This window comes from Kitasatospora sp. NPDC051170, assembly GCF_044455705.1.
In the GTDB taxonomy this organism is placed as follows: domain Bacteria; phylum Actinomycetota; class Actinomycetes; order Streptomycetales; family Streptomycetaceae; genus Kitasatospora.
This window is the reverse complement of record NZ_JBITFA010000009.1, coordinates 311281-330582: the sequence shown is the minus strand read 5'-3', so window position 1 is coordinate 330582 and position 19302 is coordinate 311281. Positions and strand designations below refer to the sequence as shown.

The 19302-nt window shown below is 71.2% G+C and carries 13 protein-coding genes and 2 pseudogenes; 8 read left to right on the top strand and 7 right to left on the bottom strand.

From position 1 onward, the window contains the following. Positions 1–37: 37 nt before the first annotated feature. Positions 38–2650, top strand: a complete 2613-nt coding sequence (locus ACIBCA_RS21015; protein WP_396284444.1) for a helicase associated domain-containing protein — start codon at positions 38–40, stop codon at positions 2648–2650. A 273-nt stretch (positions 2651–2923) separates the two neighbouring features. Here ACIBCA_RS21015 and ACIBCA_RS21010 read toward each other — a convergent pair whose 3' ends face one another. Continuing rightward, positions 2924–4126 (bottom strand): hypothetical protein, encoded by a 1203-nt coding sequence (locus ACIBCA_RS21010; RefSeq protein ID WP_396284443.1) that lies wholly within the window; start codon positions 4124–4126, stop codon positions 2924–2926. 474 nt (positions 4127–4600) lie between these two features. After that, positions 4601–4912, bottom strand: a complete 312-nt coding sequence (locus ACIBCA_RS21005) for a hypothetical protein (RefSeq protein ID WP_396284442.1) — start codon at positions 4910–4912, stop codon at positions 4601–4603. 312 nt (positions 4913–5224) lie between these two features. On the opposite strand from ACIBCA_RS21005, the gene ACIBCA_RS21000 reads away from it, so the two are divergent. The 5 genes from ACIBCA_RS21000 to ACIBCA_RS20980 all read left to right on the top strand — a co-directional run bounded on the left by ACIBCA_RS21000 (position 5225) and on the right by ACIBCA_RS20980 (position 10436). Beyond that, positions 5225–5641, top strand: coding sequence for a hypothetical protein (locus ACIBCA_RS21000; protein ID WP_396284441.1), 417 nt, complete (start codon positions 5225–5227; stop codon positions 5639–5641). Positions 5642–5655: 14 nt separating this feature from the next. Next, a complete protein-coding gene (locus ACIBCA_RS20995; protein WP_396284440.1) occupies positions 5656–7794 on the top strand; it encodes a hypothetical protein in 2139 nt (712 codons plus the stop codon). 14 nt (positions 7795–7808) lie between these two features. Beyond that, positions 7809–8885 carry a hypothetical protein gene (locus ACIBCA_RS20990; RefSeq protein WP_396284439.1) on the top strand — a complete coding sequence of 359 codons (1077 nt, stop codon included), beginning with the start codon at positions 7809–7811 and terminating at the stop codon, positions 8883–8885. 289 nt (positions 8886–9174) lie between these two features. After that, positions 9175–10137 carry an IS21 family transposase gene (gene istA / locus ACIBCA_RS20985; protein ID WP_396284438.1) on the top strand — a complete coding sequence of 321 codons (963 nt, stop codon included), beginning with the start codon at positions 9175–9177 and terminating at the stop codon, positions 10135–10137. A gap of 20 nt (positions 10138–10157) precedes the next feature. Continuing rightward, positions 10158–10436, top strand: coding sequence for a hypothetical protein (locus tag ACIBCA_RS20980; protein WP_396284437.1), 279 nt, complete (start codon positions 10158–10160; stop codon positions 10434–10436). On the opposite strand, the gene ACIBCA_RS20975 is transcribed toward ACIBCA_RS20980, so the two are convergent. Next, the gene (locus ACIBCA_RS20975) at positions 10433–13435 is read right to left on the bottom strand and encodes an AAA family ATPase (protein WP_396284436.1); all 3003 of its coding nucleotides are present in this window, start codon (positions 13433–13435) and stop codon (positions 10433–10435) included. The genes ACIBCA_RS20980 and ACIBCA_RS20975 overlap by 4 nt on opposite strands. Continuing rightward, positions 13435–14589, bottom strand: a complete 1155-nt coding sequence (locus tag ACIBCA_RS20970; protein ID WP_396284435.1) for an exonuclease SbcCD subunit D — start codon at positions 14587–14589, stop codon at positions 13435–13437. The genes ACIBCA_RS20975 and ACIBCA_RS20970 overlap by 1 nt, the downstream gene beginning before the upstream one ends. A gap of 202 nt (positions 14590–14791) precedes the next feature. Here ACIBCA_RS20970 and ACIBCA_RS20965 point away from each other — a divergent pair. Beyond that, positions 14792–15157: pseudogene (locus ACIBCA_RS20965) on the top strand (hypothetical protein); the annotation flags it as partial. Between the two features lie 278 nt (positions 15158–15435). On the opposite strand, the gene tpg reads toward ACIBCA_RS20965, so the two are convergent. Then, positions 15436–15978 (bottom strand): telomere-protecting terminal protein Tpg, encoded by a 543-nt coding sequence (gene tpg, locus ACIBCA_RS20960; RefSeq protein ID WP_396284434.1) that lies wholly within the window; start codon positions 15976–15978, stop codon positions 15436–15438. Between the two features lie 100 nt (positions 15979–16078). Further along, a complete protein-coding gene (gene tap, locus ACIBCA_RS20955) occupies positions 16079–18583 on the bottom strand; it encodes a telomere-associated protein Tap (protein ID WP_396284433.1) in 2505 nt (834 codons plus the stop codon). Between the two features lie 147 nt (positions 18584–18730). On the opposite strand from tap, the gene ACIBCA_RS20950 reads away from it, so the two are divergent. After that, positions 18731–19060, top strand: coding sequence for an AAA family ATPase (locus tag ACIBCA_RS20950; RefSeq protein WP_396284432.1), 330 nt, complete (start codon positions 18731–18733; stop codon positions 19058–19060). On the opposite strand, the pseudogene ACIBCA_RS20945 reads toward ACIBCA_RS20950, so the two are convergent. Next, a pseudogene (locus tag ACIBCA_RS20945) lies at positions 19033–19299 on the bottom strand (hypothetical protein); the annotation flags it as partial. The gene ACIBCA_RS20950 and the pseudogene ACIBCA_RS20945 sit on opposite strands and share 28 nt — an antisense overlap. Between the last annotated feature and the right edge of the window lie 3 nt (positions 19300–19302).

Genomic DNA, 19302 nt, shown 5'->3' with positions numbered 1-19302 from the left:
GGGCGGCGTGGTGCGGGTCGCGCCGCTGGACGGGGAGATGACGCTGTCGTTCGTGGGCCGGGTCGCGGCCCGGTACCACGTGGACACGCGAAGCCTGCTGGCCGCGCTGGTCGAGGTCGACCGCCTGCAGAACCTGCTCGGATCGGTTCGGCCGGACAGCGAGGTCTACCTGAACGCCGCCGCGCGCGCCCGGCTCTCCGTACTCAGCCAGATGCCGGAAGAAAGCCTGCGTCGGGCCCTGCCCGCTTGGGCGCAGGAGGAGCCACGCCCCTTGTATGCCCCTGGCCCGACGGCGATGCTGACGGCGGGTGTCGACAAGGTCGCGGGGTGGGGCCCGGCCTGTCCGGGCTGCGTCGCGGTCCGGACAGGCCGCCGCGAAGGCGCCCGGGTGTACCTGGCCGCGCACCGGCAGGTCTGCGGCCGGCACCGGTACTGGTCGATGGCCGTGCCTGGCACCGGCGGTCTTGTGGTGAGCCTGGCCGCGCAGCCCGAAGTTGTCTTGGCGCAGCGCCGCCATCAACGGCTACTGCGCGGCTCCCCCATCGGCCGGGAGGCGTTCGAGACCGCGCGGGCGGTCACGGCCTGGTGGTGGAGCCTGGGGTGGCCCGAGGAGACGCTGTGGCCGGCACGGCTGGAGGCGACCCGGCCAGCCGGGGAAACGGCAGGCAGGTGGCAGGTGCTGGCCCGGGACCTGGTCACCTATCCGGAGACGGTCACGGTCGCCGCCGTGCTGGCCGACCCAGAGGTACGGCGGCGTCTGATCGCCGACGCGGGCGGCCACCTGCCCCATCGCCTCGGCAACCTCCCCTCACTCATCGGCGAACTCACCGAACGCCTCGGTCGGCCCTGGCTCGCGGACCGTCTCTCCCCCCTCACACTCGGCCCACTGTTCACCTGGGCGCACAAGGCCTCGACCGAGGAAGCCGGATGCGGGGCGGCACCCCTGAAACTGGGGCTGTGGGAGGTCCACTCCGGCCACCGCCCCCGCCATCTGGCAGAAGACCTCGCCGACTACGACCGCCAGGCCCGCGGCGGGAACACCGAAGGACAGTCCGCGAGCAAGCATCGACGTGGCCACAGCCGCAAAGGCGACCGCTCCTTCACCACCGGCCTGGCCCACGCCCGCGCCTACGCAGCCGCCAACGGGCATCTGGCCACCCGCAAGGACACCGTCCAGGACGGGTTCCCCCTGGGCGATTGGATGTCCAACCAGCGTTTCCATCACCTTGGCATGCCGCTGTGGCGCAGCACGGCCCTGCACGCACTCGACCCATGGTGGAACGCCCCGTGGCCCACCCAGTGGCAGCGCACCTGGCACCGGGCCAAAACCCACACCCAGGCCCACGGACCGCTCGACGCGGCGGCCGGCTTTCCCGGCACCGACATCAGCCTCGGCGAATGGCTCCACTTGCAGTGCACCCGCTACCCGCGATTGCATCCCGAACAGCGGGACCTGCTCGCCGAGTTGGGCATCGACAGCGTGGCGGCGGCCATCGCCCGCCCCCGGCGCCGCAGCATCCGGGCCGCAGCCGAGGAAGCCCTCGCCCATGCCCGCGCGTGGGCGGCCGAACACGGCTCCCTCGCCGACGTCCACACCTCCACCGTCCACGACGGATACCCGCTCGGCAGGTGGCTCGCCGGCCAGCGGGGCCGGGCAGGCCTGGGGAAGATGTCGGCCGATCGCGCCGGGGCGCTCGCCGCGATCGACCCCTGGTGGCGACCGCCCTGGCACCTGCGACGGCAACGCGATTACCACCACGCACGCCGGCAGGCTCACCTCATGGGCGGTAGCGACCCGTCGGTGTACTGGTCGGTCATGAGCGAGTCCGCGCGGGCCTGGCTGAAGGCGCAGCAGCGACTGTGGAAGGAGCTCCGTCCCGGCCAGCAGCACCTCCTCGCAGGCATCGGTATCACTGCAGCGGGTGTCCTGCCCGACGTCGTACTGCCCGTCCCGGTCTTCCCTGTTCCCGTCATCGGGCCACCTACCGCCCTCGAGCACGCAGCGCACCCCGAGAAACCCGGCGAAGCCCGGGCCCGGCGCGATCACGCACTCACCCATGCCCGCCGGTGGGCCACGGAGCACGGTCATCTCGCCGTCCCCAGTGACCACCTCACCGACAGCGGCTTCCCTCTCGGCCGATGGCTCGCCGAACAACGCCGCAGCGCCAAGACCCGCTCTCGCCACGGCACTCCGCCCCCGGCCCACGCTCAGGTTCTCGCTGCCCTCGACCCCTGGTGGAACCCTCCCTGGAACATGCAGTGGCAGCGCAGCTACTACCGCGCCCGCGACCACGTCCAGGCCGGCCTGCCCTGGGACCCCGCCCGCCGCATCCTCGTAGCCCAGGGCAGCGCCTTGGGCTACTGGGTCAAAAGCCAGCGCGGCGTCTATGACCAGCTCCACCCCGACCAGCGAGAACTCCTCACCGCCATCGGCATCACCGAAGGCACAAAACGGCGACGCCCGACAGACAGCCCGGGAAGAGGTGATCCAGCCACCGACCTACCAACGACCAGCGAACCTGACCAACACCCAAACCACCTGACCAACACAGCCCGAACCAGCAAACCCACAGCTCAGCAGCCAGATCAGCCAGACAGACCATCACCACGCCCAACACCACCCCGGGACCACGCCCCAGACCCAAACTGATCAGCCCAGGTCACACCCCCACACTCTGATCAGAAAAAACACCCCTGGACAGCAGCTCGCCGAGCACGGCGTGGAGTGGGCGTGAACCGCACCGTCGGGGAACCTATGGGCGTGTTACTGCGGGGGCGTCGGCTGTGACGGAGGGCGCCATCTCGCCGAACTGTGGGATGCGCCCCGGCGCCGGTTCCGGCGCCGCGATCCCCGTATCGACAAGGGATCGCCCCGTCCTGTCCAGCAGCAGGTACGTCTGCGCCGCGGCCTTGGTGCCGTCCGTCACCGCCCGCTGACGGCCGACCAGACCTCCTCCAGCAGGGTCCGGTAGTCCTCCCCGTATGCGGCCACGCCCGCGAACACGGCATCCACGGCTGCCCGAAGCGGATCCGCCTCGGCGGCGGCGAGCAGCGTAGGGAGGGCCATGTGCGGCTGGGACATCCGCTGCGGCGAGCCGAACGCCGGGACGGTGCCTGTTGTGGCGACGATCACGGGTCGGGCCTCCCCGGGCGTGACCGGCGGTTCGAACCGGGCCTTCTCGGGCGGGACTGCCCGGCCGACCGTGCGGCGGGGAGCGCGCGGATCGGAGCTCAGGGCCTCCCACATGCGCGTGGGATCGTCGAGCGGCGGCGGCAGCGGGCCGCCGTCGGTGAGGGCGGTGAGCGCGGCGGCGACCCAGTCGAGGTCGGTGAGGCCGGCCGTCGTACACGCGCGCCGGGCGGCGAGCAGTGCCACCTCCCGCTGGACCTGGGGGCCCGCGGCGTCCAGCGCATGCACCAGGGGCGCGTCGAAGGCCAGCAGGCCATGGATGTTGCCGCCGACACGGCGTAGGGCCTCGCTCGGTACCGTCCCGCCCCACTGCCACCGCTCGTAGGCCGCCTGGCGTTGCCGATCGGCCTCCTCCTGCGCGAGCCGGGCCCGGCGCTCGGCCTCCGCACGCTCCTGGGGAGTGGGCGGGGGCGGGAGCCGACGGGCGTAGTCGTGCCAGTAGGCCGCGGACTCGGTGGTCTGCCGAAGGACCCGGTCCGGCTCGGGCGGGGCGGGCCAGAACTGCAGGAGGTACCGGTCCGCCTGCGGCTCGTCGGCGAGTCTGGTGTCCCGCCGCCGGCCCTCGTCCATGCCGTGCGCGCAGTACCGCACCCGGTAGTCGGTTTCCTCGAGGTCCAGCTCCCAGACGGCCTCGCCCGCCCACTGGATCAGCCTGCTCTCGTCCGAGGCCGGGCGGAACGAGACCTCGACGACGTCCTCCCAGGCCGGATCCAGCGGCAGCTCCTCATCGTGCACCTCGACGGTGAACCCGACGCTGCCCGTGTGCAGCCCGGTCGCCAGCCAGAGCGCACCGGGTATCGCGGCACCGCACAGCCCCGCGCTCTGGCCCGCGAACGCCTCTGCGAGGCCGGGGCCGAAGCTGTCGGGATCGCTCTCGACGTAGATCTGCCCGTAGTGGACATGCACCTCGCCGTCGACCGGCCTGCGCACCGCCATCGCCCCTCCCCCGCCGAAGTCCCGTCCCAGGACGGGCCATGTACGGGAAGCGTACGGAGACCCACTGACACTGACAGTCGTCAGTGGGTCTCCGGTGGTCGTGGCCCTGCGATGGGCCCGCGTTGGAGGAGATCGGCCCGTGGCAGTGCCCGGCCTGGCCGATCACCCGGCAGCGCTCCTACGCCGCGACCCGGCGTGGTGGCTGGAGTCGGACGGCCGGGTCGCCACCGGCCGCCGAGTCGGTGTCCCATCAGCGGCCGGGACCGGCCATCAGCTCACGCGGCGCCCGCTCGGCGTCGCCGGGCTCGTACGCGGGGTGGCCGGGGTGGGGGCGGGAGAACGGGACTGCGCTGGTCACACCGCCAGCTTAATCGAACAATTGTTCCCATGCCTGGTCGGTCGGCTGCTCGGCGACGCCGGGTGTCGGGGCCCTGTCCCGGCGGGGGCTCCGACGCCCGGCGTTGCCGGGTGGGTCTAGCGGGTGCCGCGGCGCACGAGGACCTTGAGCACCTCCCGGGCGTCGCGGCGACGGTCGGCGTTGCGGGCGGCCACCGCAGTGATGGCGGCGGCGGAGACGGAGACGGCGAGGGCGTACCAGCAGGCGCTCGCCGCGGTGATGAGGGCGGCGTGCTGGACCACGGTGATGCGGACCTGGTGCAGGTAGAGGCAGTAGGCGGCGGTGAGGTCTCCGGCGCCGGCGGCGAACTGCCACCACCACTGGGCGTCCCAGGACTGGCCCGTGAGGTCGAGCAGGCAGCCGAAGGCCGGGCCCCGCGCGGCTCCCACCGTGTCACCAGGCCGTCCAGCAGGGTCGGGTTCAGCAGCGGCGCGATCCGTACGACGTCGCCGACAGTCCGGATGCCTTCGCGATGGCCGGTGCCCGGGCGCCCTCGTACCCCGCCAGCCCGGCGACCCGGCGCGTGCGCTGGGCGGTGAGCCTGTCCAGCTCCTTCTGCGCGGCCCCGGCCTGTCTCCCCCACCCCACGTGCAACCGCCGCTGCGGAGGGTGCGTCAGTACACCGACGGTGGGGCACGACACGGTCAGCGTGGCGCGGAAGTGAACTGCCCACGCTCAGAGGGAGGGAAAGCTACACAGCCATGGGAAAACCCGACTTCACCACCGGCCCGGTCGCCCCGGCAGCGGCGTCGACACCCGGCCCGCCGCCCTGGAACGCCGCTCCCCCCGGCATGGCGACCACTCAACTGGACAGCCCGCACGAACTCGCCGCCTCGGCCGGGATGGCCCGGCAGATCGCCACCGACCTCAACCAGGCCAACGGCAACAGCGGGCCCCTCACGCTGGGCCTCAGTGACTACATGAGCGCCGCGTCGGGGGGTACCCGTGGTTTCGCCTTCAGCAGCGCGCTCACCAGCTGCACCGAACGGTGGCTGAAGCAGTGCACAGCCCTGCACGACCGGATCGACGGGATCGCCACCAACCTCGACACCACTCAGCAGGCGTACACGGCCAACGAGGCCAGGAACGCCCGACTGTTCGGCACGGCAGTTCACTAGGGGGGATCGGGCACATGGTGTCCTTCAAGCAGTTGTACGAAGCCCGTCCGGACGAGGTCACGGAGGCGTCCGAAGCCTGGTCCAGGGTTGCCAAGACCCTCACCACCCTGGACGGCCGGGTCCGCAAGGACCTCACCAGCACGGCGCAGCGGGCAGGTTGGAAGGGCTTGGCGGCGGCCAACGCGAGCTCGGCGCTGGAGGGGGTGGACACCGACTTCAAGCAGGCGTCGGCGGTCGCGACCGCCCTCGCCGCGATCGTCACCACCGCCGCCGAGGAGTTCCGCGCGGCCCGCAACGACCTCCTCACCGCGATCTACGACGCGAAGACCGAGGAGCTGACCGTCACCCCCGATGGCGGGGTCTGCTGGCCCCCGCTGCCCGGCTCGCGGAACGACCCCGACGGGGTCGCGGCCGCCAGGAAGTACAACACCGAGATGCGGGCCAAGGCCGACGCGATCTCCACCCGGCTCGGCAAGGCCGTCGACCGGGCCACCGCCGCCGATCAGACGGCCGCCGCCGCCCTCCGGAGCGACATCGGCGCCAGCACCACCTCGTTCAACCCGAAGCCGTACGGCGCCGGCCCGATCGCTGACGCCAGCCGGGCCAAGGACCTGATGTCCAAGGCCGGCAGCCTCTCCGATGACCAGCTCGAGCAGTTGCAGGCACTCATGGCCACCAACGCGGGCAACAAGGACTTCTCCACCGCCCTGCTCAACGGCCTCGACTACGGCGGCAAGACCGGCCCGGACGCCCTGCTGGAGTACTCCAAGGTCTACGGCGACCTCGCCCACGGCAACCGCAACGCCAAGGGCTACCAGGACGTCTACGGCAACCTGTCCGTCGCTCTGGCCACCGCCACCCGCGACGGCGGGATGGGCGGAGCCTGGGAGGACGGCCTACTGGCCGCCGCCCGCCGCCCGGGGGCGTCCGCGGCGGGGTACAACGACAACTACCCGGCGCTGACGGCGCTGATGGGGGCGAAGGGGACGTTCGACAAGTCGTTCCTCCTCAAGGTCGGCAACGACCTGGTCGGCTACGAGCGCACCGGCACGACCAAGGGCGAAGACCTCTGGGGGCCGAACTGGAGTGCTCTCACCGATCAGACCGACCCGATGGGCGGTCTGATGACTGCGCTGAGCCGCGTCCCCGGGGCGTCGAAGGACTTCTTCGACCCGGCGAAGGGCAAGAACCTGGACTACCTGCTGCACGAGCGGAAGTGGCCCAATCAGGGCTACGAGCAGAACCAGGTGGACGGCCTCGTGCGCGGCACCTCCCGAGCCGCGTTCGGCGACGCCCTGGAGGCCGCCACGACTGGTCGGGACCCGCACGGCAACCAGCCGCCGGTCCGTCCGCACGACCGGGTCATGTCCCAGATCATGGACGAGACGCTCAAGTCCTTCGCCGGCAGCGGTCCCGGGGACAAGGCCGGCCTGCCGGCCGCGCTCCGTCGACCGATGGCCGACATGATCGCCGACTACGCGCCGGACATGCACGAGATCCTCGGCAAGGAGTTGGCCGGCCCTGCCCAGCCGGACGGGCTCACCGTCCGGCGCGACCAGTTGTTGCGAGTGATCCGTGGCGCCGCCGAGGATCCCGCCTCCTTCGCGATCATCCACGGCGCCGAGACCCGGGAGATCGCCCTCCGTCTCGGCGACTACGGCCCCGAGGCGTTCAAGCCTGACGCGGTGGGCGGCGCGAACCACAAGCTCCACTCATTCACCCAGGAGGCCGGCTCCGCCCTCGGCGCACTTGACGCGGTGTTCGCCGACACTTCCTCGGATCACACGGACTCCGAGAAGGCGAAGGCGGACTGGGACGCGAAGATGAACTACCACCTGCTCGGCACACCGGCGAACCTGATTCCGGGAGTGGGCGACGTCGCGCAGCGCCTGGTCGATGTCGGGACCGCCCAGTACGCCAACGACGCCAAGGCACTGGCAGACTCCCAGCTCCAGGGCAATCTGAGCTCCCACTTCTCGGCGGGACAGAACCAGTTGAACAAGATGATCGACGAAAGGGTGGCCGAGTTCGGGACGGACCCCGCTGCCGCGGACATGACCGGGAGCGTGTCGCAGCAGCTCAAGACGGACGCGCGCACCACCTACAACGTCGCCGTCGACGGCACCTACCGCACCGTGTTCGGGCGGTCGTGAGGATGGTGGAAACGATGCGCAACGACCGTCCCGACGACTCCGACAGCCCTGACGGGCGCATCGGCGCGGCGCTCGATCGGCGCGGGTTCACCACCCGAGGACTGCGCGTGCGGCTGGCGGCAGGGGTGTTGGCGCTGTCTCTCGTCCCGGTCGGGGGGGTGGGGTTCGCGCTGTACCGGCTGACGAACCTCGGCGGGCCGGACAGCGTGTGCGACGGCGCCGCCACGGCTGACCAGGTGCACGACCTCCTGGGGTCCGGCCGGATCAGCGAGCGCAAGAGCACCTACTACTCGGCGACGGAGACGTCCACCGGGAACAGTTGCTCCGCCACGGTCAGCTCCGGTCTGTTCAACACCTCCGAGAAGACTGTGCGCTTCACCGTCGTCCTCAACAGCAAGGAAGGCCCCGCGGAGTTGGCCGCGTCCGACGCCCGGCTCTTCTCCGGCGACTCGGCCGGTGCGGTGACCCCGTCCGCAGCGTGGGCCGTACTCCCCGATGGCTGCCAGAAGGGCCTGCGCGCCGAAATCCGCACCAGCGAGGCCGGCGACGACGAAGCCAGAGCCCGACTGGCTGTGGCCTTCGCCAACGGGGCGGCCAAGACACGCTCGTGCGCGGACCGGAAGCTTGCCGCTCCGAACAGCCTGTCCGCGAACGGGGCCGAGACGGACCCGGACTGGGCCAACCTCTGCGGCTTGCCCGGGTTCGCGCCCGCGAAAAACCCTGAGGCCCAGTGGCACATGCCGCAACAGGTCACCACCGCGTTCGGCCCGATCTGGTCCTGCACGATCGGCGGCGACCCGGGGTACGACAGCCGGGCACAGATCTTCGCGATCACGACCGAACCACGGACCACCGCCCTGACTCAGAAGGACGGCAAGAACGGCAAAGAGCCGTCCGATGTCGGACGGGCCCGCTGGGTCGCGGGTGGGACACTCGTCGCCACCTGCCACGGCAAGGAGGTCTTCTTCACCGTCAACGGCGGCTACACGAACGGTCTCGGAAAGCCCTTCCTGTTCCCCGACCAGAAAGACCTCGTACGGCAGTTCCTCACCGCAGGGGGCAAGGCGATCGGCTGCGAGCCGATTCTCTGATTGCCTCCGTCGAGGGGCCCGACTCTGTGACGGCCACTCGACGGACGGATCGAGCGATGGCCGACCTCGCGAGCGAGCTCCGAAGCGGTCCCTCTGCTGCGCGATTCGCCAGACGGCTGGCGCCAGGCCACCGAATGGAGGTGGTCGCGCCGGCGTGGGCTCTGCTTCCAGGCGAGTGCGGCAGGGGTCTTCGGGTCGCGGTCACGACGTACGGCGTGACCGAGCCCAAGGCCGAGACGATGGCCCGGTCCGCCACGACGACGGCCAACGGCATTGCGACGCAGCGAGGATGCGGCAAGGTCGTCCTGCCAGCGCCGCGCACGCTGTCGACGGCCGGGGCGGAGCGACCGTCTCCGGCAGCGGCCGCGCCGCTCCCCCGCTCCCGCTCATCCCGGCACGCTACCGCCCCCACGCTGCGGCCGACCTGGACGCTCCGCGCAAGCAGCGCCACCCCGTGAAGCGGATCTTCGACCGTCTCGTCGACGAGCACGGTGCGGACGAGGTCTCGTACCAGATGGTTCACGGCTACGTGGCCGAGCACCGTGCGGAGATCCGCCTCCAGGCGGGCCGCGCGGTGGTGGACGCGTTCGTGCCGCAGACCCACAAACCCGGTGCGGAGGCGGAGGCCGACTTCGGGGACGTGACGGTGCGTCCGGCCGGCGAGCTGGTGACCTGCTACCTGTTCGCGTTCCGGCTGTCCTACTCGGGCAAGGCCGTGCACCGGATCTTCGCCTCGGCCGGGCAGGAGGCGTTCTTCGAAGGCCACGTCCACGCTCTCAACACGCTGGGCGGGGTGCCGACCGGCAGGGTCCGCTACGACAACCTCAAGGCTGCCGTGGCCCGGGTGCTGGGCTTCTCCCGGCAGAGGGTGGAGGCGGAGCGGTGGACCGCGTTCCGTTCGCACTACGGCCTTGATGCCCTCTACTGCCAGCCCGGCACCGGCGGCGCCCACGAGAAGGGCGGAGTCGAAGGGCAGATCGGCTGGTTCCGCCGCAACCACCTGGTCCCCGTTCCCGACGTCGCCACGCCGGCCGAGCTGAACGCGATGATCGACCGGTGGGACGAGCAGGACGAGGGCCGCCGGATCCGCTCGCGCCCGCGAACGATCGGCGAGTACCTCGCCGTCGAGCGCCCCCTGCTCGCGCCGCTGCCGGATGAGCCGTTCGAGACCGGCCGCCTGTCGACACCGCGGGTGGACCGCTACAGCCAGATCAACGTCCGCACCACTGCTACTCGGTGCCGGTGCGGCTGATCGGCCGCACCGTCCGCGTGATGCCCCACGCCTCCGAGCTGGTCGTCTACGACGGCCGGGAGGAGGTCGCCCGCCACGGGCGGCTGATCGCCAGAGGCGGCACCCGGCTCGACCTCGACCACTACCTGGAGGCCCTGGTCCGCAAGCCCGGGGCCCCCTTGCGCGCCAGAGATGCGAAGACCTCGGCCACGAAGTCGCCGAGGTCTTCGCGAAGCCGTTCCGCCTCACCAAGATCCACAGGCCGCAGCATGGACCACCACGACCATCAAGATCAAATGGACCTAACGAAGTACTACTAGGCATCGGAGAGTACGGAATGGACGGTTGAGCCGTTGCGCTCCTTGCGGATGTGAAGTTGGGTGGGGATGCGGTCGCTGAGGTCTCCGACGTGGCTGACCACGCCTACGGCGCGGTCGCCTGCGCGGAGTTGGTCGAGGACGTCCATGACGTCGGTGAGGCTCTGTTCGTCGAGGCTGCCGAAGCCTTCGTCGACGATCAGTACACCCAGTGGGCGTCCGCCGGCTTCGCCGGTGACGACGTCGGCCAGGCCGAGTGCCAGGGCCAGGGAGGTGGTGAAGGTCTCTCCCCCGGAGAGGGTGGAGGTTTCGCGTTCCTGCCCGGTCCAGTTGTCGAGGATGCGCAAGGTCAGGCCGGCCTTGCTTCGGCCCTTGCCGGGGTCTTTGTCCTGGCTGTAGGCGAGCTGGAAGCGTCCGGAGGTCATGTTCAGGAGGCGGGTGTTGGCTGCTTCGGCGATCTCTTTGAGGCGGCTGGCGAGGACGTATGCCTCGAGTTCCATGCTGAGGGTGTTGGCGGTGCTGCGTCCGTTGGCGACCTCGGCGAGACGGTCGGCCTGGGCGTGGTCGGCGTGCAGGCGTTCCAGGGCGGCGGCGGCCGGGGTGAGTTCATCCGTCAGCCGGTGGAGTTCGGTGGCGCGGGTGTGGGCCTCGTGGGTGTTGTTGGTGGCGCCCTTGACCGCCGTCTCGGCCGTTGTCAGCGTTGTCTGTGCTGCGGCCTGGTCGGCGAGAGGCTGTTGACCGGCCTCGACGAGTTCGGGGGTGGTGAGGAGGTCGGTGGTGGCAGCGTCGTCCTTGTCCCACTGGTCGAGTTCCGTCTGCCACTGCTGGATGGTGTCGGTGGGCTGCTGGGCGTCGGTTGCGTCGTCAAGGGCGGGGAACCCGGCTTCGGCGGCGCTGTCGCGGGCGGTTGCGGTGGCGTCGGTGTGTCGAGTGGCTGCTGTCGCGGTCCGCCGGGCGTGCTCGATGACGGCGGCGAGGCGGTCCCTGTTCTCGGTCAGCACGGTGATGCGCTGGTCGAGTGTGGGGGCGTCGGCGCGGGCTTCGTCGAGTTCGTGGATGATCTGCTGCTGTTCCTGGCGCAGTGTCGCGGCCCGGCTCTGGACTTCGGTGACCTGCTGCCGGGCCTGGGTGTGCTGCTGATCCCGCCGGTCGTGTTCGGTTTGCAGTTCGTCCAGGTTCTGCTGGGCCTCGACGAGGTCGGCGGCCTTCTGCCGGGCCGTGGTGTGGACGGTGCGGGCCTGCTCAAGCCGTGCCCGCAGTTCGGTGACGGGTTCGGTGCCCGCGGCGCCCGTCGCCTGCGCGTGTCGGGTGGCCAGGTCGGCGCGGGTCTGGTCGACGGCCTTGTGGAGCTTTTGGGCCTTCTCGTACGCTTTGGCCGCCTTCTCCTCGTCCGCGCGGGTCGGCTGCTGCTCGGAGGGCTGCGCGGGGCGGGGGTGCTCGGGGGAACCGCACACGACGCACGGTTGTCCGTCTTGGAGGTCTGCGGCCAGTTCGGCCGCCATGCCGTTCAGCCGCTGTTCGCGCAGGTCGAGCCAGGTCTTCTGGGCGGCTCGGGCCTGGCCGTCACGTGTGTCCGCGGTCTTGGCCGCCTTTTCGAGTTCGGCGGCCAGCGCATCGCGGGTCTCGGCTTCCTCCAGTTGCCGCGCGAGCGCGTTCTCCTCCTTCGCCAGCTGCGGCACCTGCTCGGCGGCGCTGCGCAGCGCCGCGATGCGTTCGGTGGCGGTGTCGCGGGTCTGGGGCCAGCCGTCGAGCCATGTCTGGGCGTCGTCCAGTTCCTCGTGGGCGAGTTTCTCTTTCCCTTCCAGCGTGGTGAGCTGGCGGACGAGTTCGGTGTGGCGCTCCTCGCGGGGGCGCATGGCTTCCAGGCGCCCGAGGGTGGCGTGCAGGTCCTGGTGGGCCTGTTCCAGTTCGGGTGTGGTCGCGTTGGCGTGGGTGGTGTCCAGGAGCTTGCGGTGCCGGCCTTCGGTGTCCTGGGCGGTGGCGAGTTGGTCGGCGGCGACGCGTACGGCGGCCAGTAGCGGGCGCAGGTGCTCGGCGCTGCGGGCGTGCTCCAGACGGGTGCGCAGGTGCTGGTTGTGTTCGCGGCTTTCGTCCAGGGCGGTGCGGCGGGTGAGGGCTTCGCTGTAGCGCTGCTGGCGGGCGGCGAGGGCGCTGGCGAGGGCGAGGGCCGTCTTTGCGTCCTTGTGGGTCTGGTCGGTCTTCTCCTCGGCGATGCGGGCGGCGTCGTGAGCGGCCGCGGCGCGGGTGAGGAGGTCGTGTGCCCAGGGCAGCAGGTCGGTGCCGTGGGACGTGCTGGGGGGTGGTGTCTGGAGGAGTTGGGGGCCTGCGGCCTGTTCGATGCGGCCGCCGAGCCGGTCGACGGTGCTCTGTGCCTGCTGGAGGTCGTTCTTGAGGGTGTTCCGGTGGGTGGTGAGCCAGGTCTGCAGTTCCTGGAAGCGGTGGGTGTTGAACAGGTGGCTCAGCAGTGCGCGCCGGTCGTTCGCGCTGGCGTGGAGGAATGTGGCGAAGTCGCCTTGTGGGAGCAGGACGACCTGACAGAACTGCTCCTTGGTCAGGCCGAGGAGTGTGGTGATCTGGGTGCCGGTTTCCTGGATGTGGGCACTGACGGGTTCCCATGCGGGGGTGCCGTCCGGGCGGGTGATTCGTTCGTGCAGGTGTGCGGTGGCCTGGGCGGTGGCGGTGCCGTCCTTGGCGCGGGTGCTGCGGTAGGTCTGCGCCGGGGTCCGGGCGATCTTGAAGCGGCGGCCGGAGATGCTGAATTGCAGTTCGACGTGGGTTCGTAGGGTGTCGGGGGCGTGGTCGCTGCGCAGCCTGCTGGTGGGCCGGTGGCCGGGGACCGAGCCGTACAGGGCGAAGCACACCGCGTCGAGCACGCTGGTCTTCCCTGCGCCGGTGACGCCTTTGAGGAGGAAGACGCCGGCGCTGAACAGCTGGTCGAAGTCGACGTTCTCGGTGCGGGCGAACGGCCCGAACGCGGTGATGGTCATCGTGTGCAGACGCATCAGAGGGCTTCTCCCCGGGCGGTGACGCGGACGTGTTCGATGCCGCGATGCAGCAGGTCGCGTTCGGGTTCGGTGGCTTCGGCGTGGGTGACGTGGCGCAGGAATTCCAGGGCGATCTCGTGGTCGGTGAGGCTTTCCATGCGTTCGCGTGAGGGCAGGTCGTCGGCGGAGGCGCCGGTGGTGGCGTGGGTGAGTTTGAGGACGTGCGGGAAGCGCTGTCGCAGGCGCTCCATGGCCATGTGGGGGCGGCTGGTGTCGGTCAGGGTGACGTGGAGCCAGGCTTGTTCGAGGTCCGCGTACTGGTCCTGTGTCAGGAGTTCGTCCAGTTCGCCCTCGAGGCGATCGAGGCGGTAGGGCTCGGGGCAGGCGACGGTGCGGGCGGTCACGGAGCCGTCGCCGTCCAGGTCGACGAGCCACATGCTCTTGGGGTGGCCGGCCTCGGAGAACGAGTAGGGCAGGGGGGAGCCGCTGTAGCGGATGCGGTCGTTGATCGACTGGCTGCGGTGCAGGTGGCCGAGCGCGACGTAGTCCATGCCGTGGAACAGGGCGGCGGGAACGTTCGCGACACCGCCGACGGTGATGTCGCGCTCGCTGTTGGGGGTGGGCTCGGCGCCGGTGACGAAGGCGTGGGCGAGTACGACGGCGCGGGTCCCGGGTCGGGTGGCCAGGTCTTCGCGGATTCGGTCCATCGCCGTGCCAAGAACCGCCTGGTGGCTGGTCGCGGGCGCGCCGAGGCTTTCGCGTACCAGGGCGGGTTCGAGGTAGGGCAGGCCGTAGAAGGCGACGTCGCCGTGCGTGTCGTGCAGCACTGCGGGGCGGGCCGAGTCGTGGGGGTCGGTGCGCAGGTGGATTCCGGCGTGCTCGATCAGCCGGGAGTTCACGCCGAGCCGCCGGGGCGAGTCGTGGTTCCCGCTGATCATGACCAGGGGGACCTTCAGGCCGGCGAGTTGTGCGAGGGTGCGTTGGAACAGGTCGATGGCCTCCAGCGGCGGGATCGCCCGGTCATAGACGTCGCCCGCGACGGTCACCACGTCCACGTTTTCACGCTGTGCCACGTCGATCAGGTACTCGAGGAAGGCGCGCTGGGCCTCCAGGAGGGGTTCGCGGTGGAACGAGCGGCCCAGGTGCCAGTCCGAGGTGTGCAGGATCCTCATGGGCCGTGACCGTAACGCCTACTTGCCAGTCACACGAACTGGCTTTCAGTTCACCGTACTTCAGCGCAGAAGATCGACAGCAGGCGTCAATTTCTGTCATTTTCGGGCGGCCTTGGATCACCCGGCATCCGAGGCGGACAATGAGGCGGGACGGACGTTCTAGGATGATGTGCCCCGGCACCACTGCCTCTCCGGGCGGCCGATGGTGCGACGGGTCGCCGTGCCCACGCGGCCCGGTGAGCGAAGTGGAGCGGGACGAGCGCAACTCGACAACCACCGCACCGTCGTGGAACGGCTCGGGGCCGGGACGGTCGGCGAGGACATCGACAAGCACCTCGGCAAGATCGCGGTCGCCGTCGGTCTGCGCAACTCCGTTCTTCTGCACGAGCGTTGCTTCCTCGCTGTCGAGGGCGACACCGAACAGCGCGCCTTCCCCCTGCTGTTCCGGCTGTGCGAGGGGCTCACCCTGCAGGCCGCCGGTGTAGCCCTGTGGTCCTGCGCCAACAACGAAGGCGCTCTGCACCTCGCCCAGTACCTGATCACCCGGGGCCGCACCGTGATGCTGGTGGTCGACGCCGACAGCCGGAACGTGTCCAAGAGCATCTTCAAGCCCGCCAAGCTCACCCAGTTCTTCGGGAGCAGCGCCCCGCAGCACGTGAAGTTCCTCGGCGAGCCTGAGGACGACGCCCCGGAAGCGGACAAGTTCAACGAGTTGGAGGAGATCTTCAAGGACGAGGTGTGGGCGCGTGTGGCCAACCGGATCTGGGCCAGGACTGCCACTGATCAGATGGGGCGCCCGTCCTGGTGGCCAAGTCGACTGCTCTTGCGGCCGGCTGGAGCGCCCGGTCAGATCTCGACGTCCATCCAGGCGATGTCGTTGAGCTCGACGTCGAGGCCGCGGGCGCGGCGGCCGCCGTCCTTGAAGTACTCCTCGCGCAGGGCCTCGGCGAGGATCCGCTCCTGCTCGGCCTGGCCGGCTCCGGCGTCGCGGGCCTCGTAGAGGCGCTGGGCGACGGGGCCGGGCATCTTCTGCGTGATCACGCGCTCGCGCGGGTCGTCGGTGGTGCCGCCGGCCGCGCTGTAGCCGAAGGTCGCCTGGATGTGGAGCATGAAGCCGTTCTTCTCGGCGTCGCGGCGCACCCGGCGCTTCACGCGGGGCTGCCAGGCGGTACGGACCTTGGCCTCGATGGCCTTGGCGGCGGCGGGCCTCGGGTTGCCCTGGCCCTTGAGCCAGCGCTGCACGGTGCGCTGGGAGACGCCGAGGTCGGCGGCGAGCCGCCTGGTGGAGCCCTTGGTGCCCTTGAGGAGGAAGCGCACCCGGGCGGGGACGGACTGCGGGATCGGCTTGGTGCGCTCGGCGCGCTCCAGGCCCTCGTCGATCTCCCCCACGGGTCATCAGCTCCTTCTCTCCGTCCCGGCCGGGACTGTGTCACGTTGGCCGGGGTGTTGTGTCGGTGAGGGCCCGCCGGGCGGATGCCGGCGGGCCCGGCTACTCGTCCTCGGAGACGATGCCGCCGGTCTTGATGTGCCGGGCCGGGTTCGTGGCGTCGGCGAGCAGCTCGGCGATCTCCGGCATCGGCCGGGAGCCCTCGAACTTCACCATCCCCGGCGACACCCCGAGGCGCAGCGAGGTGGTGAGGGTGCCGTCGGGCCGGGTGAGGATGTCGAGGGGGCCGGGGCCTGGGGCGGCGAAGACGGCGCAGTCGGAGAGGACGGCGATGGCGTGCAGGCCGGTGTCGTCGGCCATGCGGCGGAGTTTGCGGTGGAGGTTGACGGTGGCGGTGTCGATGACGAGGGCGCGCATCAGCGGGTCCCAGGTCGGGCGGTCCAGGGCGGCCCAGCGTTCGCCGGGCCTGTAGCCGTGTCCGCGGGGGCGTTCGCGCATCTTGCCGATGGTGCCCTTGGCGGTCTGCTTGATCGCGGTGAGGACCGCGAGCTCGGCCGGGTCGCCCTGCTTGAGGGCGGCCATGGCGTCGAGGAAGGCGAGCGGGTCGTGATCGGCGAGGGTGAGCGGGACGCCGAGGGCGGCCATCGTGTCCAGGTACGCGGCGCGCAGGTGCTTGTGCCACGGGTCCAGGTACGGCCCGTGCTCGTGGCGCAGCCACGCCTCTGTGGGCTGTACCCGGGCGCCGAGTTCCACCGCGTAGGCGAGCTTCACCGTGGAGTACCAGGCGGGTCCCGTCGGCCGCTCGCCGTCCGCGGTGAACGGCGACGGGAGCAGCGGGTCCGTGTCGAGGCCCGACAGGTCGATCAGCCACGAGCCGGGGGTCTTCGGGTCGAAGACCGGGTTGAGCTCGTGCGCGGGCGGGCCCAGCGGCAGGGTGAGGCGGCCGGCGGCGGCGAGGAAGGCCATGTTGACGTCCAGGCCCACCGCCCAGGCGGAGCGCTTCTCGGTGCCGGTGAGCTCGCGGTGCCAGTCCCACGCCTCGGTGACCAGCTCGCCGCCCGGCTCCCGGCCTTCCGCGAGCGGGTGGATGTCCGGGACCTCCGGCGGCGCCGGGTCGAACGCCTCCTTCGGGCGGGAGCCCTCCACCGCACCGGACGTCCAGCCCGTGTCGGTGCGCACGGCCTTCGTGGGCGGGCGCAGCGCGGTGACGAGTTCGAGGCCGGAGACGGCGGTGGAGCCGCGGGGGGTGAGGACGCGGGTGGCGTAGGTGCCGAGCAGGCGGGCCAGGTCCGGGGCGGCGAGGTGGTCGGGGATCTTCCAGCCGCCGGAGGCGAGGGCGCCCCAGGCGGGGATGCACAGCTGGACGCACTGGCGCTTGCCGTCCTCGGGGGTGCGGTAGATCCGGGCCCAGGGGCCGAGGCCGCGCTGGGTGAGCAGCCAGCCGGCCTTCTCCAGCTGCTTGACGCACCTGTGGGTCTTCGGCAGCTGGCCGAGGCGCTGGACGAAGTCCTTCTTCTCGTCCCGGCCGAGCGGTGGCAAACCCAGCTCGGCGAGGGCTGCGTCGGTGAGGACGAGCAGGGCGTCGCCGTCCTTGCCGTGCCGGTGCAGACGCCCCTGACCGAGTTTCGCCTCCAGTGCCCACTGGACGACGTCGACGAGCGTGCGCCCGGCCGGCGCGGTCGCAGCCCGCGTGCCGTCGGCGAGGTAGGCGACCAGGGCCTTGCCGGACGGAGCGACGTCCAGCACCGCGAGGGGACCGGCCGGGAACCGCGCCGTCGCGGCGGCTTCCCAGCCGGACGGCCCCTCAGCCGCGGCCGGCTTCTTCGCCGGGGCCTTGCGCGCCCGCGGCGAGGCCACCGGACGGGACGGTCCGGGACGGCGCGGCGTCGCTGCGGGCGCGGCCCTGGGGACGGCCTGGCGGGGCGCGGCAACCGGAGCGGCCGGGGCGGGCTGCTGGTGGACGGCCGGGACGGCGGCCACCGGGCGGCAGAAACCGCCCAGGTGCATCGGGTGGCCCTGGGCGCGGTAGACCGACGGCTGCCCGCACTGCACACACGGCGCGGGCGGAGCCATCAGCAGCGAGCCGTCCGGATTCTGGTCCAGCATCACCACCTGCGCGGACGTCGCGAACGGGGCCGGCTGTTCGGCCTCCGGGGCGGCGGCGGACACCTCCGGCACCGGCACCGGAATCGGGGCCGGGGCCGGGGCCGGGGCCGGGGCCGGGGCCGGGGCCGGGGCCGCCACGGTGACCTGCTGCACCGCTTCGGAGGGCGTCTCGGGAGCGGGCACCTGGGTGCCGTCGGCCCGCACGAGGCCGGCGGCCTGCGCCCGGCGCAGCCACTCGGTCGGCTCGGCCGCGCCGTGCTGGAGTGCCAGCGTCGCGAGGAAGGCGATGTAGACCTCGCGCTTGGGCGGGCGGGGCTCCGTCGTCCCGGCCTCCCACCGCACGATCGTCTCGCGGCGGGTCTTCAGCGCGGCCGCCAGTTCCTCCTGGGTGTAGTCGCCGGCCTTGCGCAGCCGCTCCCGCTCCGCGGGCACCGGCAGGTCGTCCCCCGGCCGCGGCCGGGCCAGCAACGCGTCGATCGACGCGAACAGGTCGTCAGTCACAACCCCACCTCCACCGCACACCCTAGCGTGAAAGTCACTTTTGGAACGCACATTGAGGCACACATTCACCGGGTCGGGCAACACGAAGCCGTCGATTGACGGGCTTGTTGTCCTCTGACACCCGACCCTGGCCGATGGACAAGCGTGATGTGCGGTCTTCCGGGGGCAGGCAAAACGACCTACGCGATGGAGCTGGTGCGACGCGGTTTCGTTCGACTGTCGATCGACGAGGTGCTCTGGCGACGACTCGGGCAGCGTGACGCCGGCCTGGTACTGGAAGCCGAGGCATTCGACCAGCTCAAGGAAGAGGTCCGCCGCGAGCAACGGCAGGAGCTCGTTGAACTGATGCTCGCCGGGCGCGACGTAGTGGTGGACTACAGCTTCTGGAGCCGCGCCGCCCGCGACGACTACAAGTCGCTGGTTGAAAGCCACGGCTGCCGCTGGGAGCGTCATGCAGCTGTCGCCTTGAGGACCTGAAGCTGCTCGGCGGGGAGGGGACGGCCGCCCCAGCGGATGCCCTTCTCGCTGTGGATGCGAGCGCGCTCCTTGCGTTGGGCGGCGAGGACGTCGGGGTGGCGGGCGCTCTTGTTGCGCCAGCGCAGATAGGCGTGCAGGGCCCGGGTCAGGACGGTGTGGTTGCGGTGGTTGGAGCTGGCGATCGTGAACTGCCGCAGGGGCCCGAAGTGGGCCTCGATCGGGTTGGCCCAGGACGCGTACCT